This window comes from Synechococcus sp. ATX 2A4 (genome assembly GCF_024346375.1).
In the GTDB taxonomy this organism is placed as follows: domain Bacteria; phylum Cyanobacteriota; class Cyanobacteriia; order PCC-6307; family Cyanobiaceae; genus MW101C3.
Genome location: NZ_JAGQCV010000007.1, coordinates 1 through 23,567 on the forward strand (window position 1 = coordinate 1; position 23,567 = coordinate 23,567).

Sequence of the window (23,567 nt, forward strand, 5' to 3'; positions counted from 1 at the left end):
GAACACCCGTTGATAGGCTCTACGTGGAAGCTTGGTAACAGGTGAAGCGGAGGAGTACTAATAGACCGAGGGCTTGACCAACACTTGGCTCCTTGCTGAGGAGACCGAGGGGATGAATTGTTTCCAGACGCCACTTCTTTTGTTCAATTAAGGCCGACAGACAGTGAAAGCTGTTGAAGCGGCTTTGATTTGTCACTTTACTAGCACGAACTTGTTCATGCTGTTAAGAGTGTTTGGATGGGAGGGGATGGCTAGCTTATGCAGTTCTCAGGGTTCACCTGAGGATGAAGAGTTTATTTCCTGGTGTTCATGGCACTGTGGCCCCACTCCGATCCATCTCGAACTCGGTTGTGAAACGCAGTAGCGGCGAAGATAGTTGGAGGGTAGCTTCCTGCAAAAATAGCTCAATGCCAGGATAAAACTCTTTGTTCACACTTTGCATTGTTTAGATCGTGCTTTGTCGTCTGATGATGGCACCATGGATCAAGACATGCACTTGAAGGCCACCCGAGAGGGTGGCTTTTTTGTTGACTTGATTGCTCGTCAATTCGTCAAATCGTGAATTCGTCAAATCGTGAATTCCTGAATTCGATAGTTGATTGATTCGTTGATTAATGAGTTCGTTGGCTGGTTGGTTGGCTCGCCGAACTTGTGCGATGTCAATTTGGGGTGTGTATGGATACCGGAAGGGCTGAAGATGTGAATCACTTTGTCATCATGACTAGCCAAGGACACGGCCAATGTGGCTTGAACGGCTGGAGCGCCTTGGAGGCGGCGGGACCTTCAGGAATAGACGGCAGCGAAAGACCGGGCAACTGGATAGGTGCCTGCTTCGCGCGATGGGTTGCCGGGGCGGTCGCTTAGCAGGGGATGCATGCCAGCGGCGCTGGCGGCGTGCAACTCGGCTATCACATCACTGATAAAGAGAATGTCCTTGGGCTTTGCCTTCAGTTGGAAGGCGATTGCGGTGTAGCTAGAGGCATCCTGTTTCGTGCCGATGCGGGTGTCGAACCAGCTGGTGAAGAGTGGTTGAAGATTGCCGGCAATGCTATGTGCGTATAGCAACTGCTGCGCCTTTATTGATCCCGAGGAATACACCCCAAGCTGGATCCCCATTCGTTCCCAGCGCTGCAACGCAGGCGGAACGTCTTCAAAGAGAGGGGCGCACAGGTGGCCGGCCTCATAGCCACGTTCCCAGATCAGCCCTTGGAGATCTTTGAGAGGAGTCAGTTTTTTGTCACAACGGATCAACCACTTCAGATAGGGCAGCAAGCGTTGCGCTGTTGAGGCGTTGGCGGCAAAGCGTGCATTCGCCAGGAGCTCTAGGGCTTCGTGGTTGTCTTCGTGCTCCCAGGCATGCTCGACAGCCCGAAGCAGTTGCTCCACCTGAGGGTTGCTGGCTTCTGCGGCAAGAAAACCTTCCAGCTGATCTGCGGCATAGGGAAAGAGCGTTTCTTTTACAAATGCGAAAGGACAGGTGGTGCCTTCGATATCCAAGATGATGTGGCTGATGGCAGCACGAGCTGGAAGTGAGGACGTCATGCCTGATGCGCGGGGATGAGAGGCTTCATAGCTGAGGTACTGGGATTAGACTCACACGGCTGATCTAGCCAATGAGGGCTGTCATGGCTTAGGCAGCCGATGTGGCGCCGTCATGATTGAGGCCGCTGATGAGTCGCCGTCATGGGTGAGGCGCCGGTGTTGGGTGGACAGGTGCTGTTGGCTGCATGGACTTGACCACCAATTCTCTCCAAGCCTGATCCAGCAGGAACTCAAGAATTTCTACATGCCGCTGTGCCACAAAGAGGTCGCTTCCCCAGGCATACAGCCCATGGCCGGCCACCAGAAGCCCGTGGGGGGCGCCGTTGAGCAAAGGAGATGCAAGGGCACTGAGGCGCCGCAGATCCTGGTCGTTGGGCACAACCGGCAACACCACACGGCTGTGATGGGTGGTGATGCCTTCAAGACCCTTCATCATCTCCAGGCCTTCAAACACCACCCCTGCTGGCTCGTGTTCGCGACCTTGATTGTTCTGCAGGGCCAGTCGTGAAAGCAGGGTTGCCGCGGGTGAATGGGTGTGGAGCACCGCACCCGCACCGCAGGTGTTCACAATCTCCAGATGCAGCAGCGTTTCCGCGCTCGCCTGCCCGTTGCCCTCCACCACAGTGCCCGCTTCGTTCACCTGCACCAGGTCGGAGGCACGCACAGACCCCTTGTTGATCCCGCTGGGGGCCATGAGCAGGCGCAGGGGGTCCCTGCCCAGCACGCAGCTGAAGTTGCCACCGGTGCCATCACACCAGCCGCGGCGGTGAAGCTCCCGGATTAAGGCCGCCAGGGCTTCGGCGGTTGCGGGTGGGTCGGAAAGCATCGGCAGGTCGCAGCGCTTTAATGCTGGCAGCATGGGCACCAGTGGGTCCCCCGTCCGCCCAGCCGCTCCCGTTGGATCGGCGTTGCACAGGTGCGGCAGGGCTGGCCGCCGCGCCGATAGACCCAGGCCATGCCGCCATAGTTGCCATTGGTGCCGCTGAGATCACGGAAGTCGCTGAAGGTGGTGCCCCCGGCCCCGATGCTCGTTCCCAGCACCTGAACCACAGCCTGCTGGAGCCGGTTGAGCTGTGCCATCCCAAGCCTGCCGCTGGGGGTGTGTGGATCGATGCCTGCGGCGAAGAGCGATTCATCGGCATAGATGTTGCCGATACCGGCCACCAACGCCTGATCCAGCAGCGCGTTCTTGATCGGCCGCTGCGATCCCTTCAGCCGCTGCTGCAGATAGGTGGCGTTGAAGGCCGAACTGAACGGTTCAGGGCCGAGACGGCTGAGTCCTCGCATCACCTGGCTGGCCTCCACGCCGACAGGAATCCACCACATCTGGCCGAAACAGCGGGTGTCGACGAAGCGCAGCTCATGGCCGTGGCGGTCGTGGATGCGCACCCGCGTATGGCTGCAGGGTTCACGCTCGCTCTCGAGCCATTGGAACTGGCCTGTCATGCGCAGGTGAACACCCCACATCCCTGCGGGTTCACCATCGCGGCTGAGGCTGGCCAGCAGATACTTGCCCCGGCGCTGCCATAGGCCCACCTGGGTGCCTTCAAGGGCACGACAGAACGCTTCGGGGTCGGCGGGATGGGCCACCGCCCGTGCCCTCAGCACGTTGACGCGCTCCACGGTGAAGCCCACCAGCTGCCGCTCAAGGCCGAGACGCACGGTTTCAACTTCAGGCAGCTCTGGCAAGACAGTCTCTGGGGCGTTGCTTCAGGCTCCCATGCCGGCGCGCAGAGCTCGCGAATGCAGGACGGTTGCCTGGTTTCCTGGCGCTCAAGGTGAGTGGCTGAGAGCCGAATGGGTGAAGGCAGAGGCTGACGAACGGGTGAATCCAGAGATGGCTGGACGGTTGAATGCAAAGACAGCTTTAAGGGTGAGCAGCGTGGGGGATTGACCGCCATTCCGGCAGGTTGGCGACAGTCCGGCTGATCACAAGCATCCATAAAAAAACGGCCGCCTGCTGAACAGTGCGGTCGGATGGAAGCTGGAACTCAGGGGAAGAGGGATGCCTGCGAAAGGCGGAAATTGATGCTGCAAATCCTGCGTTGAACGGGGAAGCCTTGAAGAATCCTGAACTGAGAAAAGGGAAGCGCAGACTGATTCGCAGCCCCTGGAAACCGAAGGTTGATGACTGCTAGATGAGGAATCCAGAGTCTGGACACTACGAGTCTGGGCAGTGCGAAATCGGTAAACAGCTGCCTGATGACGCAACTGCCTAAGCAAGCCGTTGGCGGGGACACACTTGCAGATGCTGGGTGTGCCCCCGGGATGGGGCTCAGGCCTTTTCGAGCTCGGCTTCGGAGAAGTTGTTGGTATTGATGCCGCCCTCGGAACCGCTGAAACCGGTGTAGTTCACTTTCTCGAAGCGCACCACCACGGGGTAGCGGATGCCAGAGGTGTCGATTGACGCCACGGTGCCGACGTCGTTGAACCAATAGGACTCGGGTCGCTTGATGCGCACTTTGTCGCCGCGGGAGATGGCCATCGCTGCGCTGGAGGAGGTTGATTGCCAGTCGGAAGATACCCGAGGCCGGCGGGCCCCAGGCTGCCCGTGTCATGAATCGTCGTCGCCCCAACAGGCCCGCCATGGGGTCGGGCGGAGCGTGGCACGATCGTCTGCTGCTGCCCTGCCGTTGTTGGAGCCCCCCATCCTCGACCTTGAACTTCCAGATCCCCAGCGCGACGACATCAGCACGATGGAGTTTCTGGCGCGGTTGGAGGAGGCGTGGGGCGTATGCGACCGCTTCGACCTGCAGACGGAGATCTGGCGGGGGCGCATCCTCCGTGCCGTGCGCGACCGCGAGGTTCGTGGCGGTGAGGGGCGGGGCACCGGCTTTCTGCAGTGGCTCAGGGAGCGGGAGATCAGCAAGACCAGGGCCTATGGGCTGATCCAGCTGGCGGAGTCTGCCGAAAGCCTGGTGGGCGAGGGGCCGCTGGAGCAGAGCAGCGTCAACAACTTCTCGAAGCGCGCCTTCCTCGAAACGGCCCAGGCCGACCCCGAGGTGCAGCTGATGATCAGCGAAGCGGCCAATGAGGGGCAGCAGATCACCCGCAAGCAGGTGCGGCGCCTCTCCGATGAGTTCACCGCTGCCACCAGCCCCCTGCTGCCGGAGGAGATCCGCCAGCGCACCCAGGAGAACCTGCTGCCTCCCCGGGCGGTGGCGCCGCTGGTGAAGGAGCTGGCCAAGCTGCCCGAGGCCCAGCAGAACGATCTGCGCCAGGCACTGCGCGATGAACCGGAGCTCGACCGGGTCAGGGACGTGACCAGCACGGCCCGCTGGCTGAGTAAGGCGGCCGAGGCCGGGGCCGCGGTGCGCGCCTTCCAGCAGGGGGAACTCCAGCTGGACAAAGCCCTGCAGGAGGCCCAGCGGCTCGATGCCCTCGGCTTGCTGGCCGACGCAGTGGGGCAGGCGCAACAGCTTGAAAGTGCCGTGCTGAAGCTGCACACCAGCTGGCGACGGCTGGGGGGGTTGCAGGAGCGCCTCTGGGTGGAGAGCGGCAGCAGCACGCCCCACCTGCGGGCCATGCTGACCGTGCTCCAGAGCCTGAGCGGCAGCACCCTGCGGGTGTCGTTGGGGGAGCTGGCCGGCGGCAAACGGGTGCGGCTGCAGCTGGTGGAGGAGAGCCCCGACCAGCTGGACGCACCGCCCTTGCCATGAGCGCGCCTGGCCACCAGATCTGGGGCCGCTAAGGTCGGGCGGCACCAGGGCTGTGGTCGGTTTGGCGATGGATGCGCTCGAGGATTCCCTGGAGCGTCATTTCGGTTGGTCGTGCTTCCGGCCCGGTCAGCGCCCGGTGGTGGAGGCGCTCCTGGCGGGGCGCGATTGCCTGGCGGTGCTGCCCACCGGTGGCGGGAAGTCGCTCTGTTTTCAGCTGCCAGCCCTGGTGAGGCAGGGCCTGGTGCTGGTGGTGTCACCGCTGGTGGCCCTGATGCAGGACCAGGTGGCGCAGCTGCAGCGCCGTGGCATTCCGGCCGCCTGCCTGCACCAGGGGCTCGACGCCGGCTCGCGCCGGCAGCTTCTGCATCGCCTCGCCGACAGCCGCCTGCGCCTGCTCTACCTGGCCCCGGAGCGGTTGCAGGCGGAAGCCACCCGCGCCCTGTTGGAGGACGTGCTGGAGCAGGGCCGGCTGGTGGCGCTGGCCGTGGACGAGGCCCACTGCATCAGCGCCTGGGGGCATGATTTCCGCCCGGATTACCGCCGCCTCGGGCAGCTGCGCAGCCTCTGTCCCGGTGTTCCCCTGGTAGCACTGAGTGCCACGGCCGCGCCGCGGGTCCGCGCCGACATCATCCGTCTGCTGCAGCTGCGACGGCCGCTGGTGCAGGTGCGCTCCGCCCGCCGCTCGAACCTCGTGTATGCCATGCAGCGGCGGCCCCAGGAGCCGCTGCCGCTGGTGCTCGACACGGTGGCTGCCGCCGCCGGGGCGGTGCTGATCTATGCCCGCACGCGGCGGTCGGTGGAGCACTGGGCGGCGCGTCTGTCGGCTGCCGGGGTGGAGGCGATCGCCTATCACGCCGGCATGGACCCGGAGAGCCGCCTGCTGGCGCTCGAGCACTTCCAGCACCATCCGCGGCCGGTACTGGTGGCCACGGTGGCTTTCGGCATGGGCGTGGACCGTCCGGATGTGGGCCTGGTGCTGCATCTGGATTTGCCGGCCAGCGCGGAGGGGTACCTGCAGGAATCGGGACGGGCGGGGCGTGATGGCCAGCCGGCGCGTTGCCTGGTGCTGTTCGATCCGGTGGACCGGCGCTCGCTGGGTTGGGCGATGCGCGCCTCCGGCCGGCAGCTGACCCCGGAGCTGCAGGTGCAGGAGCGGCTGCGGCTGGAACTGGCCCAGCAGCAGCTGCGGCGCATGGAGGCGGTGGCAGAGGGGACGGGCTGCCGCGAGCAGGCCTTGCTGGAGGCCGTGGGCGAGCTGGTGCCTCCCTGCGGTCGTTGCGACCGTTGCCACAGCCATGGGGTGCCGATCGACTGGTCGACGCAGGCGGCGCAGGTGCTGACCCTGCTCCAGGCGCGCCGAGGCCTAGATCTTTCCCGCCTGGCCGATGATCTGGCCGATCACTCCGGAGCGGAGGCTGTGGCTGCCGCGGAGGGGGAGCGCTGGGGCTGGTTGGCGCGCCGGCTGGTGCAGGAAGAGCTGATCAGCGAAAGCGACGACGGCAGCCAGCGGCTGTGGATCCGTGAGGCAGGACGGCGCTATCTGCAGGAGCCGTGGCCGTTGCGCTGGGCGGCCTGAGCGTCAGGCCGGCGGGCTGCTGGAGGCGGGGGTCAGCCGCCGCCGACCTTGCAGAGGTCTCTCACCAGTTGCTGCTCAAACTCGCTCTGCGGGGCATCCCAGCTCTTCCAGGCACCAGCTTCGCCGGTGGCATTGAGCTTGCCGGCCGTGCAGTTGACCGCCAGGTAGATCGATTGGCCGGCGCTGTTCAAGGCCGGAGCCACCATGCTGCCGCCGAGAGGCTGCCAGTTGGCGAAGTCGACCTGAATCGGGCCGTAGGTGCGCCATTCCGGCGGCTTGGGGCCGGCGGGCCTGGCCGCGGTGGCCGCCGGTTTGGGCCGGGGGGCGGGTGTTGCCGCAGCGGCTGGCCTGGGTTGGGGCGCTGCTGCTGCCGGGGCCGGCTGGGTGGTGGCGGGCGCGGGTTGGGTGGCGGCTGCTGGCGCTGGCTTGGGTTGCGCGCTAGCAGCAGGCGCCGGTTTGGGTTGTGCTGCTACTGGGGCCGGGCGCGCGGGTGCGGGTTTGGCGGCAACGGGCTTCGGCGCCGGGGGCTTGGCAGCGGCTCTGGCGGGAGCGGGTTTGGTTGGTGCGGGTGTGCTGGCGCGCAGCACCAGGCGGCTGCCGGCCTCGATCTGATCGGGTTGGGTGAGCTTGTTGAGTGCCATCAGCCGCGACATCGGCACGCCATAGCGATCGGCGATGCCGGAGAGGGTTTCCCCCGGTTGGACGGTGTGTTCGCGGGCGTTCCGGTTCACCGCTGCGGGGCGGGCGGCGGCGGGGGGAGCGGGCACCACCAGCCGGGTCCCCTCCGTGACCATGTCGGGGTTGCGGATGCCGTTGAGCTCGATCAGGCGCTGCACCGTGGTGCCGAGCCGGTCGGCGATTTCGGAGAGGGTTTCGCCTGGTTTCACGGTGTAGCTGCCGCGCCCGCCGCCGCCGGAAGGGGCGGAGCCGGAGCCGGCCGCACCGGGCACGGTGAGCCGGGTGCCGGCTGTGACCAGATCTGGATCCTTGATGCCGTTGAGCTGCATCAGGCGGTTGAGGGACACGCCGTAGCGCTCGGCGATCTCCGAGAGCGTCTCCCCGGGCTTCACCACGTGCTGGGCGGCCAGTCCTGGTAATGGGAGCAGCAGGGCGAGGGCCAGGGCGACGAGGGCGCGGCGCATGGGCAATGGTCAGCTGGTTGAACCTTACGGAGAACCCTCCGGCGCGCCAGTCCCCCGGGGGCAAATCGGTGCCCCGGTTCAGCCCATCAGCCGCTTGATCAGGCCGAGCCGGTCGCCGTAGGGGGGATAGCGCAGCGGCACATCGAAGCGGAACGGACGCCGCAGCACGCTGCGCAGGTGCGAGAAGGTGTCGAAGCCGGATTGGCCGTGATAGCGACCCATGCCGCTGGGGCCCACGCCACCGAACGGAAGCTCCGGCACCCCCACCTGCATCACCACGTCGTTGAAGCAGACGCCCCCCGAACTGGTGCCTGCCAGCACCTGCTCCTGGGCGGCGGCACTGGTGCTGAACAGGTAGAGCGCCAGCGGCTTGGCCCCGCGCCGCACCCGGGTGATCGCCTCCTCCAGCGAGGCCACCGGCAGCACCGGCAGCAGGGGACCGAACAGCTCCTCCTGCATCAGCGGATCGTCGGCAGCCTCGACCGCCAGCAGGGTGGGGGCCATGCGCAGGCGCTCCCGATCGCTCTGGCCGCCGGCCAGCAGCTGGCCCCGCTGCCGGGCGCCCTCCAGCAGGCCATACAGCCGCTCGAACTGCGGCCGGTTGACGATGCGGGCCAGATCCGGCGACGCCAGTGGGTCCTCGCCGTAGCAGCGCGTGATCTCCCGCGTCAGCCGCTCCACCAGCGCCGGCCGCACCGACGCTTCCACCAACAGGTGGTCGGGGGCGATGCAGGTCTGACCGGCGTTGAGCCCTTTGCCCCAGATCAGGCGGCGGGCGGTGGTGTCCAGGTCGGCATCGGCCAGCACGATGGCCGGGCTCTTGCCGCCCAGCTCCAGGGTGACCGGCGTGAGGTGGCGCGCGGCCGCCTCCATCACCAGGCGGCCCACCCGGCCGCCGCCGGTGAAGAAGATGTGATCAAAGCGCAGCTGGAGCAGCTCGCTCGCCACCGCCCCGTCCCCTTCCACCACCTGCACCACATCGGGCTCGAGGTGGCGCGCCACCAGCTGGGCGATCAGGGCTGAGGTGCGCGGGGCATGTTCCGACGGCTTGAGCACGGCGCTGTTGCCCGCCGCCAGCGCACTCACCAGGGGCTGGAGGGTGAGCGAAAAGGGATAGTTCCAGGGGCCGATGATCAGCACGCAGCCGAGCGGTTCTGGCAGCAGCCGGGCCTGGCCCGGCCTCTGGCTGAGTGGCACCGGCACCGGCCGGGGGGCCATCCAGCGGCGCAGCTGGCGCTGGCAGAGGCGCAGCTCCTGACGCACCGCCACCACTTCGAAATAGGCCTCCACCGGGGGCTTGGCCAGGTCGGCGGCCAGTGCCGCAAGGATCGCCTCCTCGGCGCCATCGAGCAGCGCCGTAAGCCGCGCGAGCTGGTCGCGGCGCCAGGCCAGCGGGCGGGTGAGTCCCCGGCTGACCGGCTCACGCAAGCTGTCCACGGCGGGCATGGCCACGGGGGCCACGGCGGTGGAGGCGGTCATGGCAACGGCCGAACGACAGTGGTTCCAGCATGGCGGCTGCCACATGGCCACGGGGTCCGCTGGTGCGGGGTCGGTGGGTGGCCCCAGCTCCAGCGCAGCGGCGAGGGCGTGAAGAATGGAACACCAACTTGATGTCTTGCAGCCAACGCCGCTAGCAGGCACCCTCCAGGTGGTGACCGGCGAGGGGCTGGCGTTGCGCTACTGGCCCTTGTGGCTCGCGGATGCCGCGTCCTGGCTGGTTCGGCTCCGGGCTGAGGTGCCCTGGCGCCAGGAGCAGATCACGCTGTTTGGCCGCACCCATCCGATTCCCAGGCTCACCTGCTGGATGGGGGATCCCGGCTGCCACTACAGCTACAGCGGAGTGCGCCAGACGATTGAGCCCTGGACGGCTTCGGTGCAGCAACTGCGTCCTCAGGTGGAGGCCGCCGCTGGCTGCCGGTTCAACTCCCTGTTGCTCAATCACTACCGCGATGGCAGCGACAAGCTCAATTGGCATGCCGACGATGAACCCGAACTCAACCCGGAGCAACCGATTGCCTCCCTCAGCCTCGGGGCGGCGCGCAGCTTTCGCCTCAAGCCCCGGCAACCTGCTGCTGCCGCTGGCTCACCCCTGAGCTTTGAGCTGGGCGAGGGCGATTTGCTGGTGATGGATCCGCCCACGCAGCAGCACTGGTTGCACCAGCTGCCCCAGCGGCGGCGGGTTGCACGCGACCGCATCAATCTCACGTTTCGCGTGATTCGAAGGGGAGCGATTGCTCAGGGATGAGCTCAATGGGCGAGGGTGGGTTGCCATGTTGCTGGGCTGACTGTTCGGCAGGGCATTCGTGAGTGAGTTCACCTGCGCAGTCGGCAGGGTTGTCGATCAGTGCCGCTGCGGATCGTCGATTCCCGCCGCTCATCCGGGAGGCGCCACCACCGATACCGGGCAACGCCAGCAGGAGGCCCACTTCCCAAAATCCAGCCAACCCCAACGGCGCTCTCGCCCCCTCAGGGACGTTCCTCCCCTCCTGCTCTCCCTAGTGGTTTGCCCATGGCCTTCGCGCAGGGCTGGCTCAGGCCTTGATGGTGAGCCAGGTGAGCTGAAGTTCCTTGAGCTGCTGGGTCAGTGAGGGGATCTTCAACCTGGTGGGCGCTTCGCCGTGCAATGCCAAAGAGTAAATGAGTCCGAGGCAGAACTTCCCTTGGAAGTAACCGCCATGCGAATCCACGCCCGAACGACTAATGAAATTGCAAAGTGTCGTTGTGAGGTGGTTGGCCAGGCGGCAGAGGGGATGGCGCGCCGTCATTCCGCTCAACCGCCGGCGGCGCCTCTGGCTGCTTGAGGAAGCTGGCGGAGCATTGACACCGACATCCGTGTAGTCGGTGCAGCTCACAACGTTGAAGGAGTGCCCGATGCTTTCAGGGCAGTGAAAGGGCGGGTCTGTCATCTTGACGCTGCCGAACAGCCCATTCAGCACCAGTGACTTCATCGTGCCGCTGGATTCCCCATAGGGGCAGGTGTGAGCGGCACCTTGCTGGGCAATCGATAGGTTCCCGAGCCGGTATCCTCCCTGTTTGCTTCTGGAGGGAAAGACGAAATAGTTTGCCAATGTGGAAGCAAGCCTCAAAACAATATCGGCATCATTAACGAACAGAAACGACTCTTCAAAGCGACGCATGGAGGCCAGAAGATAATTGGAGCGGCCGGTGGTCACCGCCCAGATGGGAATGTCTGGTGCTACAAGGATCAATTGCTTCAATTGGTAATGGTTGCCAAGCCGGGACAAGGCATTGGCATGCTGCTGCGTTGGTTTCTGAGGGGCGAAGCCTGCGACCTCGCCAAAAGGGCCGTCTTCAGAGAGCTCTTTCCAGCGCGCGATGGCGGCCTCTTCAAAAACATTGGAGAGCATCCGCACCGTCTGGGTGGCGACGAAACATCCCATGCTGTGGGCCAGGATGCTGAGCTTGATCTGGCTGGGGAATGGGGTGTGAAGCGCAGCTGCTGCTGGATCGTGATTCAGCTGCTCCTTGATCAGCACCGGCAGCCATCGCACCAGCTCCACGGCGTCGTAAACGCCATGATTGGCGGCACGATCGCGATCGCGAAAGTAAACAACGAGCCGCAGCGCGATCAGGGCCGCGCCAAATCCAAGCAGCCAGAGCCCAAGGCCTTGGAGAAACCCGCCCAGGCTCACCCCTGCGATGGCAAGAGCGAAGAGCAGCAAGAGCGGATAGGGCATGGCCAAGAGCCAGGCTTTCCATTGGGACAGCAAGATGCGCTCCGATGGCCAGCAGTAGTCGATGAACAGGACATAGTCGTCTGGGGGGGTGTCACTAGTGTCTGTGTTGAATCTCTTTTGATTTTGCTCGAATCCCTCTTCAATGCTTTTTAGCGGCATGTTGTAGCCATGAATATTGAGGACAACTTTGATCTTGTCGGAGATATCGGTCGTTCCCTTGGCGGCCTCGCTCAACAGGAAAGCCCTTAGATCGTCCTTGAGTCTTTTGAGATTCTCGTCAGCTTGATCTGCTGACAGGTCTGCACGGATCTGGTCTTCTGCGTTGATCGGTGCGCTGCTGCAGATCAGGGCGTGTGCGAAGTAGGGGCTGCATTCGCACCTTTTGATCACAAGCTGGCGATATGTTGGCATGGCCGAACCTGTCACGGCAGTTGGCGGCGGCGATCCTCCGTTGTCTACAGCTGATTTCGGCTCTTGTCTATCTTTATGAAGAAGATTCTGGCCGCCACCTGCCGGCTTTTTGGCTATTCCTTGAGAAGGCTTGTGTTGGTTGGGCTTCCAGCTGCGCATGAACGGGGCGAACAGCGTTCTGCCTTCGCTTCGGCCTCTTGCTGAGCACTGAAGCCTGTCGGCCTTTCCGTTGAGAGCTGGACTGCGGGAGCAGCATCGCGTGCCAGGGCAGGATCGATGCCTGATTGATCCTGATCCAGCTAGATTATGACAGCCTTAAGAAGGGCAGACTTTGTGAACTTTAACGTTTCCTCATTCTTAATCATGTAAAGATGGTTGATCGGCGATGTGCAGCTCATTGTCTGTTGCCTGGGGTTGAGTCGTGCCGCTTTGCGGCGACTTTGCGGTGACTTTGCGGCGATTGATGATTTCCCCCTCCCCTCCTCCTCTCGGTAGATGCCATGAGCATTTCTATGGGCCTATCTGCCTTCAGCCTGCCTGCTTATGCCCTCAAGGGGCCCCAGGTCGATCCCGGCGCGTCGCTTGCGATCGCTGATGGCCGGCTGCGTTTCCCGACACTCACGGACATCCGTAGGCGCTGTGACCCCCTGCTCGCTCAGCATCCCTTCCCAGCCAGCCAATCTGCACTTGATGACGATCTGGAAGAGCTGATTGCCCTGCAAGACATTCGCCATACCCAGGCCATTGAGGGGTGTTTCAAGAGCCGATCCCGGAAGCCCCTTTCGGATTTTCTGACGATCAGGTTCGAGGCGAGCGATGGGTTTTCCGGTCAACACAAAGTTGGCGGGCCTTGCCTGCTCACAGGAGCTGAGCTGGCGCGCTGGTTTGAGAACGACACACCACTGCTGGGGGGCTGGATGGCCCTGAATGCGCTGTTGGCAAAACATAAGAAGCCACCCACGCAGCAGGCGTTGATCTGGGCCGCCCTGGATGCCGCTATCGCCGCGGCATTGCTGGCCGCCTGGCATTACAAGTGGATGGAGCCGACATCCCGTTTGAAGCCCCGTCCGAGTGAAGTGTGCGATCAATTGGTGATCCTCTACGGCAAAGACCTTGCTGGATGTCCGATCGCGAATCCGAACGGATTCTCAGGGGTCCCGAGGCATCCCGCTTACCCCTCAGGCCATAGCACTGTTAGCGGTGCGACAAGCGCACTCCTGAAGCGCTTCTTCCCGGATCAGAGTGACCAGATCCAACTCGACAATCTTGCTGATAACGCTGGACTCGCCAGGATGTGGGCTGGGATTCACTACAGGGCTGACCACGAGTTCGGTCTCGCGCTTGGATGTGCAGTGGCGGATCTGGTTTTCCCCGCTGCTTAGGGGAGGGGTCCTCGATCGCGCTGATGTTGAAAGGGAGGGGCACTTAGGGGTGCTGGCCGCTCTGGCTGGGTACCTTGAACCCCTCCGGTCGCTTCCTCTGCCATGGCTGAACGCACCGTGCTGCAGTTGGGGGATCCGCGGCTGCGCCAGGTGTCCTTCTCGGTGACCACGTTTGGCACCGCCGAGCTGCGGGCCCTGATCACCGACCTGCGCGACACGATGGCGGCGTGCGATGGGGCGGGTCTGGCGGCGCCGCAGATCGGCGTGCCGCTTCGGGTGGTGATCTTTGGGATCACCCACAACCTGCGGTATCCGGAAGCCCCACCGATCCCGGAAACGGTGCTGATCAATCCGCAGATCACCCCGCTCGGCGCCGCGCGGCAGGCCGGCTGGGAGGGATGCCTGAGTGTGCCGGGGCCGCGTGGTGAGGTGACCCGCTGGCAGGCGATTCACTACCAGGGCTTTGATGCGGAGGGAGAGCCAATCGTGCGGTCCGTGGAGGGCTTTCATGCCCGCGTCGTTCAGCACGAATGCGACCATCTCAACGGCGTGCTCTTCCCCGACCGGCTCGAGGACAGCAGTGGCTTCGGCCTTACCGGCGAGCCGCGCTGACGGCTGCAGCCCCTGCTTGCGCAGCTGGCCATGGGGACCGACAGGCCGAAGGGCCAACCCCAGTGCCGGAAAGGGTTGGGAGGAAGCCCTTGACGAGACTTGAACTCGTGACCTCTCCCTTACCAAGGGAGTGCTCTACCGCTGAGCTACAAGGGCATGTGGAAGGTGGGCCGGGTTGGATTTGAACCAACGTAGGCAGAGCCAGCGGATTTACAGTCCGCCCCCATTAACCACTCGGGCACCGACCCGCTCCACCCGAGAAACTTACCAGTCGACCTTCCCCATGCAGCTGCTCGTGCTTCACGGCCCCAACCTCAACCTGCTGGGGCGCCGTGAGCCTGGCCTTTACGGGGTCAGCACCCTTGAGGCCATCAACGCGGCGCTGACGGCCCAGGCAGAGGAGCTGGGGGTGGGACTGGCCTGTTTTCAGAGCAACCACGAGGGGGCATTGGTGGACCGCATCCATCAGACGGCCGGTGAGAGCGACGGCATCGTGATCAACGCCGGTGCCTATACCCACTCGTCGATCGCGATCCGCGATGCGCTGCTGGGGGTGGCCTTGCCCTTTGTGGAGGTGCACCTCAGCAACGTCCACGCCCGCGAACCGTTCCGGCACCACTCCACCCTCGCCGATCGGGCGGTGGGCGTGATCTGCGGCTTCGGGCCCGCCAGCTACCGCCTCGGCCTCGACGGCCTGGTGGCCCACCTGCGCGCCCAGGAGGAGGCATGAGCACCACCGCTTCCCTGCCGCTGGCGGCCGGCGTGACCGCGGCCGCACCTGCCCGGGTGAAGTGGCTGGCGGCCCCCAGCAGCGACGTCTGGCTGGAGCAGGCCCTGGCTCTCCCCGAGCTGCTGCTGATCGACCATGCCCACTGCGAACGCAAGGCGGCGGGCGTGGCGTTGCAGCTGATGTTCCGTTACCCCTCCGACGGGGAGCTGGCCGCGGTGCTCAGCCCCCTGGCCCGTGAGGAGCTCGAGCACTTCGAGCGGGTGCAGGCTTTGCTGGAGCGGCGAGGCCACGCCCTGCGCGCCCTGGCGGCCCCGCCCTACGGCGCTGCCCTGGCTGGCCAGGTGCGGCGGGGCGAGCCGCAGCGCATGCTCGACAGCTTCCTGGTGGCCGGCCTGATCGAGGCCCGCAGCCACGAACGCATGGCTCTGCTGGCTGCCCACAGCCCTGATCCGGAGCTGGCGGCCCTCTACGGCGACCTGCTGGCCAGCGAGGCGCGCCACTTCGGCGTCTACTGGGTGCTGGCCGAAGCGCGCTTCAGCCGCGAAGCCATGGTGGAGCGGCTGGAGCAGCTGGCGCTCGCGGAGGTTCAGGCCCTCACAGGGGTGCTGGCCGATCCGGGGCTCGTGCGGATGCACTCGGTGGGGGTGGGTTGACCCCGGGGGGCGGCAACGCCAGCGGCGTGGCTTTGCAGAGTTGCCAGGCCGCAGGCGTTGTCACGGTCGATTGGCCTGGTCTCAAACGGCGGCCAGCAGTTCGTCGAGCAGGGGGAACCGTTCGGCGATGGCCTCACCGGTGAAGTTGGCCACCCACCCCTCCGGGTTGTCGAAGAAGCGCAGGGCGGCGAAGTGGGGCTCGGGCCCCATGTCAAACCAGTGGGGCGTGCCGGCCGGCACGGAGATCAGGTCGTTGCGCTCGCACACCACCTGCAGCACCTCATGACCGAGGTGAAGGCAGAAGAGGCCACGCCCTTCCACGAAGAAGCGCACCTCGTCTTCGCTGTGGGTGTGCTCCGAGAGGAACTTCTGCCGCAGTGCCGCCCGGTCCGGATGGTCGGGCGTGAGGCGGATCGCATCGACCGTGGGATAGGCGCCGCTGCTCTGCAGCCGGGCGATCTCCTCGGCGTAGAGCGCCAGCAGCGCGTCGGCAGTGGTGGCCTCGCCAGTGGCAGCCCGGGCCGGCCAGCGCTCGAAGCGGATGCCGCGGGCCTCCAGCTCCTGGCGGATCCGGTCGCCGTCGCTGGTGCGCAGCGTGGGCGGGCAGGGGGCGCCGGTAGGCGCGCTGCTGCCGTCGGCGGGCAGCTGGTGAATGGCCAGCAGAGTCATCGGGGTGGGTACAGGCGATCGCTCAAGCCTATGGAACGCCTGCGGGCCAGGAGGGTTGGTGCGCAGAATCGGCGCCGGTGGGCCGGGTTGAGCCGAGGAGCCCGCGGCGTGATGGGATGAACCCCACGGACGTGGTGGCAACAACCCCATGAGCGAGGCCCTCTCGGTGCCCCAAGGCTCCCCCGGTTTTCCCGGCCTTTCTGGCCTGCCCGGCCCCACCGGCGCCTGCGGTTTGCCGGGGCTCACGCTGGTGGGCGTGGGTCCGGGCGACCCGGATCTGCTCACGGTGGCGGCGGTGCGGGCGATCGCCGCTGCCGACCTGGTGGCCTATCCGGTGGCGCAGGCGGGGGGGGAGGGGATGGCCGCGGCGATCGCGGCGCCCTGGCTGCAGCCGGGGCAGGCCATCTTGCCGCTGGTGTTTCCGATGGTGGCGGAGCCTGAGCCGCGGCGTCTGGCCTGGCGGGCTGCGGCTCAGGTGCTGGCTGTTGCGGTGGCCGCTGGCCAGCGGGTGGTGCTGTTGTGCGAGGGGGATGTGTCGTTGTATGCCAGCGCCTCCTACGTGCTCCTGGCCCTGCGCGCCGCCCATCCCGCCTGCCCGGTGCGGCTCATCCCGGGCATTCCGGCTGTGGCAGCCGCGGCGGCCGCCGGGCTGTGGCCCCTGGCCCTGCAAGGCCAGGGGCTGTTGGTGCGCCCCACGCCCGATGCGCCAGAGCTGCTCGATGCCCTGCTCGACGCCATCGCCCTGGAGCCCCCGCAGGCGCGCACCGGCCTGGCGCTGCTGAAGCTGGGCCACCGCTGGAGCTGGGTGCGGCCGCTGCTGGCGCGGCGCGGGCTGCTGGGGGAGGCGCTGTTCGCCCAGCGGGTGGGCTGGCCCGATCAGCTGGTGGTGCCGGCCGATGCGGTGGCTGGCGAGCAGCGGCCCTACTTTTCCCTTCTGCTGATCCGATCCGGCTGGCCGTCGGTATTGCCCTAGGGCTATCGCCCCGCGGCTGTGACAGCCTTTGGCTGGTTTCCCCCACCCCCACCACCCGTTCCATGACCCCGATCGACTGGTTCTCCCTGCTGCACCCAGTGCTGGTCATCCTGTTCGTGTATCCCGTGGTCGGGGCCACCATCCGCCTGGGCCTGCTGGCCCGTGAGCGCCGGCTCAAGATCCACCCGCAGCCGCCCACCGTGGGGGTGGAGCACGCCGACCATGGCCGTTGGCTCACCGGCGGGATCGTGGTGGCGGTGCTGATCGCCCTCCTTTATTCCTTCATCAGCAAGTTCGTGGTGCCCGAACCCCCCTTCACCGGTGGGGCCAACCGGCTGGCGCTGCTGCTGCTGGTGATTGCCGGCACCTTCGCGAGCCTGCTGGGATTGTGGCGAGCCAAGAAGGCGCCGTTGCGGGCCAGCTTCGCCCTGCTCACCTGGGTGGGGCTGCTGGGCCTCGGCAGCCAGCCGGAGATCTGGCGCCTGAGCGACAACCCGTTCAGCCCCGCCTTCTGGAGCTCCCACTACTGGGCCGGCGTGCTGCTCACCGGGCTGATGCTGTTCTCGCTGGCCTCCAAGGCGGAGATCTTCCGTTCCTTGCGCATGCGCCGCCTGCATATCACCGCCAACGTGCTCGCCTCTGTGCTGTTTGCCGTGATGGCGATCACCGGCACCCGCGACCTGCTGGAAATCCCCCTCAGCTGGCAGAAGCCGGCGATCTTCTCCTGCAACTTCGAGCTGCGTACCTGCCCGGCACCGGCTCAGTCGAGCGTTGACGCTCCGGCCCCGGCAGCCGACTCAGTGGCGGTGTCAGCCGCCGCCGCTTCCAGCAGTGCCCTGGCTTCTGTGGGGGTGGGCGCGCGCATCAGCTGATGGCGCAGCTGGGCGGCGCCGGCGAAGCCCTGGCAGGTCCAGCCCATGTGCTTGCGGGCGATCTGCAGGCCTTTCACCCCCCGGCTGGCCACCAGTGCCTCCAGGTGCTCGGCCGCCAGGGCCAGCCGCTCGGCTGGCGAGGGGTCCGGTGGCACCGGCCGGCCGCTCAGGGCCGCGTCGATGCGGCCCACCAGCCAGGGGGCACCCAGGGTGGCTCGCCCCACCATCACGCCATCAGCGCCGGTGATGGCCAGGCAGCGCAGGGCGGCTTCGGGGGAGTTCACGTCGCCGTTGGCGATCACGGGAATGTGCAGAGCCTGTTTCACCCGGGCGATGGCGGCCCAGTCGGCGCTGCCGGAGAAGCCCTGCTCCCGTGTGCGGCCGTGCAGGGTGAGCGCCTCGGCGCCGGCTTCCTGCAGGCCGAGGGCGAAGGCCACCGGATCAGCGCTGCTGCCGCACCAGCCCAGCCGCGTCTTCACCGTGACCGGTACGCGTACCGCCGCTGCCACCGCCGCCACGATCTGTGCCGCCAGCGCGGGCTCGCGCAGCAGGCCGCTGCCGCCGCCCTTGCGCGCCACCTTCCGCACTGGGCAGCCCATGTTGATGTCGATCAGGAAGGCGCCCGCCGCCTCCGCCCGCCGGGCGGCCTCGGCCAGGGCCTGGGGACGGTGGTCGAACAGCTGCACCGCGATCGGTCCGCTCTCGCCGGCCAGAGCCTCGAACTTCTCACTGCCGTGGCCCCGCTCCAGGCAGGTGGCATGCACCATCTCCGTATAGAGGAGGGCGTCGGGGGCCCAACGACGCACGAAGCCCCGGAAGATCCGGTCGCTCACCCCCGCCAGGGGCGACTGGAACACCCGGCAGCGCAGTTGGCGCGGCTGGCCGCGGCCCTGAAGCTGAAGTGGTGGCAGGGTCATCAGACCTTCATCTTCCCGCCACCCCGCACCGCACTCTTCTGCTGTCCCGCCGCCCCTCAACCCGCTCTCTAGCTGCCCCGCTCTCCAGCTGCCCCGCCATGACCGCCGCCTCCCATCATCCGCTCAGCCGCCAGCTGCTGCAGCTGATCCTCGACGACCGCACCAGCGACCGTTTCGTCTGCGAGCTGATCTGGCAGCGGCTGGGCTACGCCCCCGCTGACGGTGCTGAGGGCGCCGACTGCGCCGCGCAGGGGCCGCCGCCTTGGCGTGCCAGCAGTGCCACGCCGAGCGACTGGGCGGAGCCCTACCCGCTGGCGCCGCCGCTGATCGCGGAGCGTCCCCCCAGTGTGCGGCTCACCCGCTCCATTCCCGCTGCCCATAAACAGTTGCTCAAGCAGCAGCTGGGCTTCGCCGGTTACCGCATCGGCGAGCTGTTTCCCCGTCGCACCCGCCGGGCCACGGCGGTGAACTGGCTGCTGGCCGATCTGGCCGAGCGGGGCGAGCCGCTGGCGGAGTGCGGCCCGCTGCCGCCGCTGCTGGATCCCCCCGCCGATCCAGCCACGGGCCATCCCATCGACCGCCCCTGCTGAACCGGGCGCCGTTCTGTAGTGTGAAACAAAGACATCGTTGTTGAGATAAAGCCACTTGGCGTTACCAGTCGTCGCCGTCATCGGGCGCCCCAACGTGGGCAAATCCACTCTGGTGAACCGGTTGTGCCGCAGCCGGGAGGCGATCGTCCACGACGAGCCCGGTGTCACCCGTGACCGCACCTACCAGGAGGGGTTCTGGGGTGATCGCACCTTCAAGGTGGTCGATACCGGCGGCCTGGTGTTCGACGACGACAGCGAGTTTCTGCCGGAGATCCGCGAACAGGCCAACCTCGCCCTCGCAGAAGCGGTGGTGGCGGTGGTGATCGTCGATGGCCAGGCGGGGGTCACGGCGGCGGATGAATCGATCGCCGAATGGTTGCGCGGCCAGAACCGGCCGGTGCTGCTGGCGGTGAATAAGTGTGAGTCGCCGGATCAGGGCCTGGCGATGGCCGCCGAATTCTGGGGCCTGGGGCTGGGGGAACCGTTTCCGATCTCGGCCATTCATGGTGCCGGCACCGGCGATCTGCTCGACAAGGTGATCGAATTCCTGCCTCCCACCGATGCGGAGGAAACGGAGGAGCCGATCCAGCTGGCGATCATCGGCCGGCCGAATGTGGGCAAATCCAGCCTGCTCAATGCCATCTGCGGCGAGCCCCGGGCGATTGTCAGCCCGATCCGTGGCACCACCCGCGACACGATCGACACCACGATCGAGCGGGAGGGGCGCCTGTGGAAACTGCTCGACACCGCCGGCATCCGCCGTCGCCGCAGTGTCAGCTATGGGCCTGAGTATTTCGGCATCACCCGCAGCTTCAAGGCGGTGGAACGCAGCGACGTCTGTGTGCTGGTGATCGATGCGCTCGATGGGGTGACCGAACAGGATCAGCGCGTGGCGGGCCGCATCGAGGAAGACGGCCGCGCCTGCGTGATCGTGGTGAACAAGTGGGATGCGATCGAGAAGGATTCGCACACCATGACGGCGATGGAAAAAGATCTGCGGGCCAAGCTCTACTTCCTCGACTGGGCACCAATGCTGTTCACCTCGGCCCTCAATGGCCAGCGGGTGGAGAGCATCTTCTCGCTGGCAATGCTGGCTGTTGAGCAGCACCGGCGCCGCGTCACCACCTCGGTGGTGAATGAAGTGCTGCAGGAGGCGGTGAGCTGGCGCTCTCCGCCCACCAGCCGCGGTGGCCGCCAGGGCCGCATCTACTACGGCACCCAGGTGGCGGTGCGGCCGCCGAGCTTCACCTTGTTCGTGAACGAGCCCAAGCTGTTCGGCGAAACCTACCGCCGCTATGTGGAACGGCAGATCCGGCAGGGTCTCGGCTTCGATGGTTCGCCGATCAAGTTGTTCTGGCGCGGCAAGCAGCAGCGCGACGCCGAGAAGGAACAGGCCCGTCAGCAGGCCCGTTCCGCCACCCCGTGAAGCGGCTCCATTTCCTGCAGCACTGAATGGACTGGCTGAAGCAGCTCCCGATCGGCCAGTACGTCGATGGCGACAGCGGCTGGCTGCGCCGCGTCGACGCGCGCCTCAAGCTGGCCTGGACCCTGGCATTCCTGATCACGCCGATCCTGGCGGGCCCTGTCTGGCGGCTGGCGCTGGTGGGCACGTTGTTGCTGATCACGGCGCTCTGCGGGCTGCCGTGGCGGCTGTGGCGCCGCAATCTGCCCTTCCTGCTGGCCCTCTGCTTGCTGGTGGGGTCGCTCTCGGCCCTGCTGCCGGCCGGCGCCGCCGGCAGCGCCCAGCTGTCGCGTGATCCGGCCGAGCTGCGCCTTGTGCCCACGCCGCCGGGGGAACCACCGGCCGAACGCAGCGGCGAACCGTGGGAGGTGCTGCGCTGGGGGCCCGTGCAGCTGGGGCCGCTGCCGCTGGGGCCGCTGGTGATCAACCGGCGCTCGGCGGAGCTGGGCCTCAACAGCGCCACCTTGCTGTTCACCCTCATCCACAGCGCCAACCTGCTGCTGCTCACCACGCCGCCGGAGGAACTGGTGTGGGCCCTGAGCTGGGGTATCACCCCCTTGGGCCGGCTGGGGCTGCCGGTCGAGCGGCTGGGCTTCACCCTGCTGCTGGCGCTGCGCTTCCTGCCCCTGGTGCAGGAGGAATTTCAGAACCTGCTGCGTTCGCTCGCTACCCGGGCGCTGAATCTGCGGCGCCTGGGCTGGAAGGGGGTGCTGGGGCTGGGGCTGGCGGTGGCGGAACGGCTGCTGGCCAACGTGCTGCTGCGCGCTGAGCAGGGAGCCGATGCGTTGGTGGCCAGGGGCGGCCGCTGGCTGCCGCCGCAGCAGCTGCGGCTGGGGGTGCCCGTGGCACGACGTCTGAATCTGGTGGCCTGCGCACTGCTTCTTCTGCTGCTTGGGCTGCGGTGGCAGTACGGTGCGCTGTGATTGGTAGCCGAACAAACCATCAGTGAGCGCAGAGTCGAGTACTGAGCGATATCTCAACCATCCCACCTTCGGTCTCCTGTATTGGGTGTCACCGGCTGGAGAGGGCCGCGATCTGTTCGCCACCCTGTACGCCCAGCGGATGTTCTTCCTGGTCACGGCCCAGGCGCGCGGTGCCCATTTCGAGGTGATCCCGTTGATGGATGCCCGCCATTTCGCGGAGCAGAACCTGGCGCGGGCCCGCCGTGACCGCAGCGAAAAACTCAGCCAATGGCGCCAACTCTTCGACCAGACCTTCATCTGAGATGGTCGGCGACGCTTCAGCAGCCCTGGCGGCGCGGTGGCAGGCCCTGCAGCAGCAGTTGCCGCCGGCCACCCGCCTGCTGGCGGTGAGCAAAGGGCAGCCCGCCGAGCGCATTCGGGCCCTGGCCGCGCTCGGTCAGCGCAGCTTCGGCGAAAGCCGCCTGCAGGAAGCCGAAGCCAAGCAGAAGGCGCTGGCAGACCTTCCCCCACTGGATTGGCATTTCATCGGTCGCCTGCAGGCCAACAAAGCCCGGGGGGTGCTGCGCCGCTTCGGCACCATCCACTCGCTCGACAACCTGCCCCTGGCGCTTCGCCTGCAGCGCATCGCCGTTGAAGAGGGTCTGCAGCCGCGGGTGTTCCTGCAGGTGAAGCTGCTGCCCGATGCGGCCAAGGCCGGGTTTGAGCTTGAGGCGCTGGACCAGCTCTGGCCCCAGCTGCAGGCGCTGGCGCCGCTGCAGCTGGCCGGTCTGATGACAATCGCGCCGCTGGGGCTTGATTCTGCCGGCAGCCGTGCCCTGTTCGCGTCCTGCGCTGCGCTGGCGGCCCGTCTGGGGCTGCCGGAGCTGTCGATGGGCATGAGCGGCGACTGGCCCGAGGCGGTGGCGGCCGGCAGCACCTGGGTGCGGCTCGGCTCGGTGCTGTTTGGCCCACGCGAGGCCTGATCAGGGCGCTGCAGGGGCTCGACGGGGGCTCAGCGGGGACTGAGTGATGGCAACTGCGGGGCTGCGCGATGGCTCCACAGCAGCCTCTGCAGGGGCCGCCTTGGAGGCGATTGCTGCCCGACAGACCACGAATCCAGTGATTTCAAGGGTTGCGACCAGTTGCAACTGGGAGCGTGGGACGCTATTCAGGTACTGACCTCACGAAGGAACCAAAGGTGTCGTTGTTTTCCCGCCTCCGTGCCGTCGTCTCCGGGGACGACTATCTCGATGGCGAGTACGACGACGAACTCGACTACGATCCCGGCGACAGCCCTGCCCCGACGGCCCAGTCGCGCGCCGCGGAGGCCAGCAGCAGCAGCGCCTTGGCCCTGTCGTCCCCCTTCGGTACTGACGACCTCTTCCCCGGCAGCAACGTGATCGGCATGCCGGGCCTGTCGTCTTCGGCCGCGGAGGTGACCCTGATGGAGCCCCGCAGCTTCGATGAGATGCCACGTGCCATCCAGGCCTTGCGTGACCGCAAGACCGTGATCCTCAACCTCACGATGATGGAGCCGGATCAGGCCCAGCGGGCCGTGGATTTCGTGGCCGGCGGCACCTTCGCCATCGACGGCCACCAGGAGCGGGTGGGCGAAAGCATCTTCCTGTTCGCGCCCAGCTGCGTCACGGTCACCACCGCTTCGATGGAGGAGCCCTCTTCGCCCACCATCGTGTCCACCCGCGATAGCGGCTCCGATACCGATGCAGCCCCCAGCCCCGCCTGGGGCCGCTCCGACTTCGCCGTCGGCGGCTAGCCC

24 protein-coding genes, 2 tRNA genes and 1 rRNA gene are annotated in these 23,567 nt (G+C 66.3%); 16 read left to right on the plus strand and 11 right to left on the minus strand.

Annotated elements, in window-relative coordinates:
- Window positions 1–299: 299 nt before the first annotated feature.
- Window positions 300–416 (plus strand): 5S ribosomal RNA (gene rrf, locus KBY97_RS07880).
- Window positions 417–783: 367 nt separating this feature from the next.
- On the opposite strand, the gene mtnC is transcribed toward rrf, so the two are convergent.
- The 4 genes from mtnC to KBY97_RS07900 all read right to left on the minus strand — a co-directional run bounded on the left by mtnC (window position 784) and on the right by KBY97_RS07900 (window position 4,027).
- On the minus strand, window positions 784–1,542 hold the full coding sequence (gene mtnC / locus KBY97_RS07885) for an acireductone synthase (RefSeq protein ID WP_255146207.1): 759 nt from the start codon (window positions 1,540–1,542) through the stop codon (window positions 784–786).
- 139 nt (window positions 1,543–1,681) lie between these two features.
- Window positions 1,682–2,401 (minus strand): methylthioribulose 1-phosphate dehydratase, encoded by a 720-nt coding sequence (mtnB, locus tag KBY97_RS07890; RefSeq protein ID WP_255146209.1) that lies wholly within the window; start codon window positions 2,399–2,401, stop codon window positions 1,682–1,684.
- A complete protein-coding gene (locus tag KBY97_RS07895) occupies window positions 2,386–3,231 on the minus strand; it encodes a DNA-formamidopyrimidine glycosylase (protein WP_255146211.1) in 846 nt (281 codons plus the stop codon). The genes mtnB and KBY97_RS07895 overlap by 16 nt, the downstream gene beginning before the upstream one ends.
- A gap of 586 nt (window positions 3,232–3,817) precedes the next feature.
- Window positions 3,818–4,027 (minus strand): photosystem I reaction center subunit IV, encoded by a 210-nt coding sequence (locus tag KBY97_RS07900; RefSeq protein ID WP_094510007.1) that lies wholly within the window; start codon window positions 4,025–4,027, stop codon window positions 3,818–3,820.
- A gap of 211 nt (window positions 4,028–4,238) precedes the next feature.
- On the opposite strand from KBY97_RS07900, the gene KBY97_RS07905 reads away from it, so the two are divergent.
- Both KBY97_RS07905 and KBY97_RS07910 read left to right on the plus strand, forming a co-directional pair.
- On the plus strand, window positions 4,239–5,201 hold the full coding sequence (locus KBY97_RS07905; RefSeq protein ID WP_255146438.1) for a hypothetical protein: 963 nt from the start codon (window positions 4,239–4,241) through the stop codon (window positions 5,199–5,201).
- Between the two features lie 67 nt (window positions 5,202–5,268).
- Entirely contained in the window at window positions 5,269–6,777 is a 1,509-nt protein-coding gene (locus KBY97_RS07910; protein ID WP_255146213.1) for an ATP-dependent DNA helicase RecQ, read from the plus strand.
- Between the two features lie 32 nt (window positions 6,778–6,809).
- On the opposite strand, the gene KBY97_RS07915 is transcribed toward KBY97_RS07910, so the two are convergent.
- Window positions 6,810–7,919 carry a LysM peptidoglycan-binding domain-containing protein gene (locus tag KBY97_RS07915; protein ID WP_255146215.1) on the minus strand — a complete coding sequence of 370 codons (1,110 nt, stop codon included), beginning with the start codon at window positions 7,917–7,919 and terminating at the stop codon, window positions 6,810–6,812.
- A 78-nt stretch (window positions 7,920–7,997) separates the two neighbouring features.
- Window positions 7,998–9,398 carry an aldehyde dehydrogenase family protein gene (locus KBY97_RS07920; protein ID WP_255146217.1) on the minus strand — a complete coding sequence of 467 codons (1,401 nt, stop codon included), beginning with the start codon at window positions 9,396–9,398 and terminating at the stop codon, window positions 7,998–8,000.
- A gap of 136 nt (window positions 9,399–9,534) precedes the next feature.
- Here KBY97_RS07920 and KBY97_RS07925 point away from each other — a divergent pair, with 136 nt between their 5' ends.
- Window positions 9,535–10,164, plus strand: coding sequence for an alpha-ketoglutarate-dependent dioxygenase AlkB (locus tag KBY97_RS07925; protein ID WP_255146218.1), 630 nt, complete (start codon window positions 9,535–9,537; stop codon window positions 10,162–10,164).
- A gap of 286 nt (window positions 10,165–10,450) precedes the next feature.
- Here the strand turns inward: KBY97_RS07925 and KBY97_RS07930 are convergent, their stop codons facing one another.
- On the minus strand, window positions 10,451–12,187 hold the full coding sequence (locus KBY97_RS07930; RefSeq protein ID WP_255146219.1) for an alpha/beta hydrolase: 1,737 nt from the start codon (window positions 12,185–12,187) through the stop codon (window positions 10,451–10,453).
- A gap of 341 nt (window positions 12,188–12,528) precedes the next feature.
- Here KBY97_RS07930 and KBY97_RS07935 point away from each other — a divergent pair, with 341 nt between their 5' ends.
- Together KBY97_RS07935 and def are read left to right on the plus strand one after the other, a co-directional pair.
- The gene (locus KBY97_RS07935; RefSeq protein ID WP_255146221.1) at window positions 12,529–13,410 is read left to right on the plus strand and encodes a phosphatase PAP2 family protein; all 882 of its coding nucleotides are present in this window, start codon (window positions 12,529–12,531) and stop codon (window positions 13,408–13,410) included.
- Between the two features lie 102 nt (window positions 13,411–13,512).
- Entirely contained in the window at window positions 13,513–14,022 is a 510-nt protein-coding gene (gene def, locus KBY97_RS07940; RefSeq protein WP_255146222.1) for a peptide deformylase, read from the plus strand.
- Window positions 14,023–14,106: 84 nt separating this feature from the next.
- On the opposite strand, the gene KBY97_RS07945 is transcribed toward def, so the two are convergent.
- Both KBY97_RS07945 and KBY97_RS07950 read right to left on the minus strand, forming a co-directional pair.
- Window positions 14,107–14,178: transfer RNA gene (locus KBY97_RS07945), tRNA-Thr, on the minus strand.
- 10 nt (window positions 14,179–14,188) lie between these two features.
- A tRNA-Tyr gene (locus KBY97_RS07950) sits at window positions 14,189–14,270 on the minus strand.
- Window positions 14,271–14,305: 35 nt separating this feature from the next.
- Between KBY97_RS07950 and aroQ the strand changes: the two genes are divergently transcribed.
- Both aroQ and KBY97_RS07960 read left to right on the plus strand, forming a co-directional pair.
- Window positions 14,306–14,752 (plus strand): type II 3-dehydroquinate dehydratase, encoded by a 447-nt coding sequence (gene aroQ, locus KBY97_RS07955; RefSeq protein WP_255146223.1) that lies wholly within the window; start codon window positions 14,306–14,308, stop codon window positions 14,750–14,752.
- The gene (locus KBY97_RS07960) at window positions 14,749–15,405 is read left to right on the plus strand and encodes a tRNA-(ms[2]io[6]A)-hydroxylase (protein ID WP_255146224.1); all 657 of its coding nucleotides are present in this window, start codon (window positions 14,749–14,751) and stop codon (window positions 15,403–15,405) included. The genes aroQ and KBY97_RS07960 overlap by 4 nt, the downstream gene beginning before the upstream one ends.
- An 81-nt stretch (window positions 15,406–15,486) precedes the next feature.
- Here KBY97_RS07960 and KBY97_RS07965 read toward each other — a convergent pair whose 3' ends face one another.
- The gene (locus KBY97_RS07965; RefSeq protein WP_255146225.1) at window positions 15,487–16,074 is read right to left on the minus strand and encodes an acireductone dioxygenase; all 588 of its coding nucleotides are present in this window, start codon (window positions 16,072–16,074) and stop codon (window positions 15,487–15,489) included.
- A 250-nt stretch (window positions 16,075–16,324) separates the two neighbouring features.
- Here KBY97_RS07965 and KBY97_RS07970 point away from each other — a divergent pair, with 250 nt between their 5' ends.
- Both KBY97_RS07970 and KBY97_RS07975 read left to right on the plus strand, forming a co-directional pair.
- On the plus strand, window positions 16,325–17,047 hold the full coding sequence (locus KBY97_RS07970) for a precorrin-2 C(20)-methyltransferase (RefSeq protein WP_255146439.1): 723 nt from the start codon (window positions 16,325–16,327) through the stop codon (window positions 17,045–17,047).
- A gap of 62 nt (window positions 17,048–17,109) precedes the next feature.
- Window positions 17,110–17,919: a DUF4079 domain-containing protein gene (locus KBY97_RS07975; RefSeq protein ID WP_255146226.1), complete on the plus strand. Its 810-nt coding sequence runs from the start codon at window positions 17,110–17,112 to the stop codon at window positions 17,917–17,919.
- On the opposite strand, the gene dusB is transcribed toward KBY97_RS07975, so the two are convergent.
- Complete coding sequence (dusB, locus tag KBY97_RS07980; protein ID WP_255146227.1) at window positions 17,808–18,836, minus strand: tRNA dihydrouridine synthase DusB; 1,029 nt, start codon at window positions 18,834–18,836, stop codon at window positions 17,808–17,810. The two genes, KBY97_RS07975 and dusB, sit on opposite strands and share 112 nt — an antisense overlap.
- 98 nt (window positions 18,837–18,934) lie before the next feature.
- On the opposite strand from dusB, the gene KBY97_RS07985 reads away from it, so the two are divergent.
- The 6 genes from KBY97_RS07985 (at window position 18,935) to KBY97_RS08010 (ending at window position 23,564) form a co-directional block, all read left to right on the plus strand.
- Window positions 18,935–19,426, plus strand: coding sequence for a DUF1823 family protein (locus KBY97_RS07985; protein ID WP_255146229.1), 492 nt, complete (start codon window positions 18,935–18,937; stop codon window positions 19,424–19,426).
- A 55-nt stretch (window positions 19,427–19,481) separates the two neighbouring features.
- A complete protein-coding gene (gene der, locus KBY97_RS07990; RefSeq protein ID WP_255146230.1) occupies window positions 19,482–20,852 on the plus strand; it encodes a ribosome biogenesis GTPase Der in 1,371 nt (456 codons plus the stop codon).
- A 26-nt stretch (window positions 20,853–20,878) separates the two neighbouring features.
- Window positions 20,879–21,811: an energy-coupling factor transporter transmembrane protein EcfT gene (locus KBY97_RS07995; RefSeq protein WP_255146232.1), complete on the plus strand. Its 933-nt coding sequence runs from the start codon at window positions 20,879–20,881 to the stop codon at window positions 21,809–21,811.
- Between the two features lie 22 nt (window positions 21,812–21,833).
- The gene (locus tag KBY97_RS08000) at window positions 21,834–22,112 is read left to right on the plus strand and encodes a PipX family protein (protein WP_255146234.1); all 279 of its coding nucleotides are present in this window, start codon (window positions 21,834–21,836) and stop codon (window positions 22,110–22,112) included.
- Between the two features lies 1 nt (window position 22,113).
- Window positions 22,114–22,773, plus strand: a complete 660-nt coding sequence (locus KBY97_RS08005; RefSeq protein ID WP_255146236.1) for a YggS family pyridoxal phosphate-dependent enzyme — start codon at window positions 22,114–22,116, stop codon at window positions 22,771–22,773.
- A gap of 215 nt (window positions 22,774–22,988) precedes the next feature.
- A complete protein-coding gene (locus tag KBY97_RS08010) occupies window positions 22,989–23,564 on the plus strand; it encodes a cell division protein SepF (protein ID WP_255146239.1) in 576 nt (191 codons plus the stop codon).
- Window positions 23,565–23,567 lie beyond the last annotated feature (3 nt).

Coding starts and splice junctions, on each gene's coding strand:
- KBY97_RS07905 (WP_255146438.1), top strand. CDS start 4,239: ATGGAGTTTCTGGCGCGGTTGGAGGAGGCGTGGGGCGTATGCGACCGC.
- KBY97_RS07995 (WP_255146232.1), top strand. CDS start 20,879: ATGGACTGGCTGAAGCAGCTCCCGATCGGCCAGTACGTCGATGGCGAC.
- KBY97_RS07985 (WP_255146229.1), top strand. CDS start 18,935: ATGACCGCCGCCTCCCATCATCCGCTCAGCCGCCAGCTGCTGCAGCTG.
- KBY97_RS07900 (WP_094510007.1), bottom strand. CDS start 4,027: ATGGCCATCTCCCGCGGCGACAAAGTGCGCATCAAGCGACCCGAGTCC.
- KBY97_RS07975 (WP_255146226.1), top strand. CDS start 17,110: ATGACCCCGATCGACTGGTTCTCCCTGCTGCACCCAGTGCTGGTCATC.
- KBY97_RS07930 (WP_255146219.1), bottom strand. CDS start 12,187: ATGCGCAGCTGGAAGCCCAACCAACACAAGCCTTCTCAAGGAATAGCC.
- KBY97_RS07960 (WP_255146224.1), top strand. CDS start 14,749: ATGAGCACCACCGCTTCCCTGCCGCTGGCGGCCGGCGTGACCGCGGCC.
- KBY97_RS08005 (WP_255146236.1), top strand. CDS start 22,114: ATGGTCGGCGACGCTTCAGCAGCCCTGGCGGCGCGGTGGCAGGCCCTG.
- KBY97_RS07935 (WP_255146221.1), top strand. CDS start 12,529: ATGAGCATTTCTATGGGCCTATCTGCCTTCAGCCTGCCTGCTTATGCC.
- KBY97_RS07910 (WP_255146213.1), top strand. CDS start 5,269: ATGGATGCGCTCGAGGATTCCCTGGAGCGTCATTTCGGTTGGTCGTGC.
- dusB (WP_255146227.1), bottom strand. CDS start 18,836: ATGACCCTGCCACCACTTCAGCTTCAGGGCCGCGGCCAGCCGCGCCAA.
- KBY97_RS07915 (WP_255146215.1), bottom strand. CDS start 7,919: ATGCGCCGCGCCCTCGTCGCCCTGGCCCTCGCCCTGCTGCTCCCATTA.
- KBY97_RS07965 (WP_255146225.1), bottom strand. CDS start 16,074: ATGACTCTGCTGGCCATTCACCAGCTGCCCGCCGACGGCAGCAGCGCG.
- def (WP_255146222.1), top strand. CDS start 13,513: ATGGCTGAACGCACCGTGCTGCAGTTGGGGGATCCGCGGCTGCGCCAG.
- mtnC (WP_255146207.1), bottom strand. CDS start 1,542: ATGACGTCCTCACTTCCAGCTCGTGCTGCCATCAGCCACATCATCTTG.
- mtnB (WP_255146209.1), bottom strand. CDS start 2,401: ATGCTGCCAGCATTAAAGCGCTGCGACCTGCCGATGCTTTCCGACCCA.
- aroQ (WP_255146223.1), top strand. CDS start 14,306: ATGCAGCTGCTCGTGCTTCACGGCCCCAACCTCAACCTGCTGGGGCGC.
- KBY97_RS07920 (WP_255146217.1), bottom strand. CDS start 9,398: ATGACCGCCTCCACCGCCGTGGCCCCCGTGGCCATGCCCGCCGTGGAC.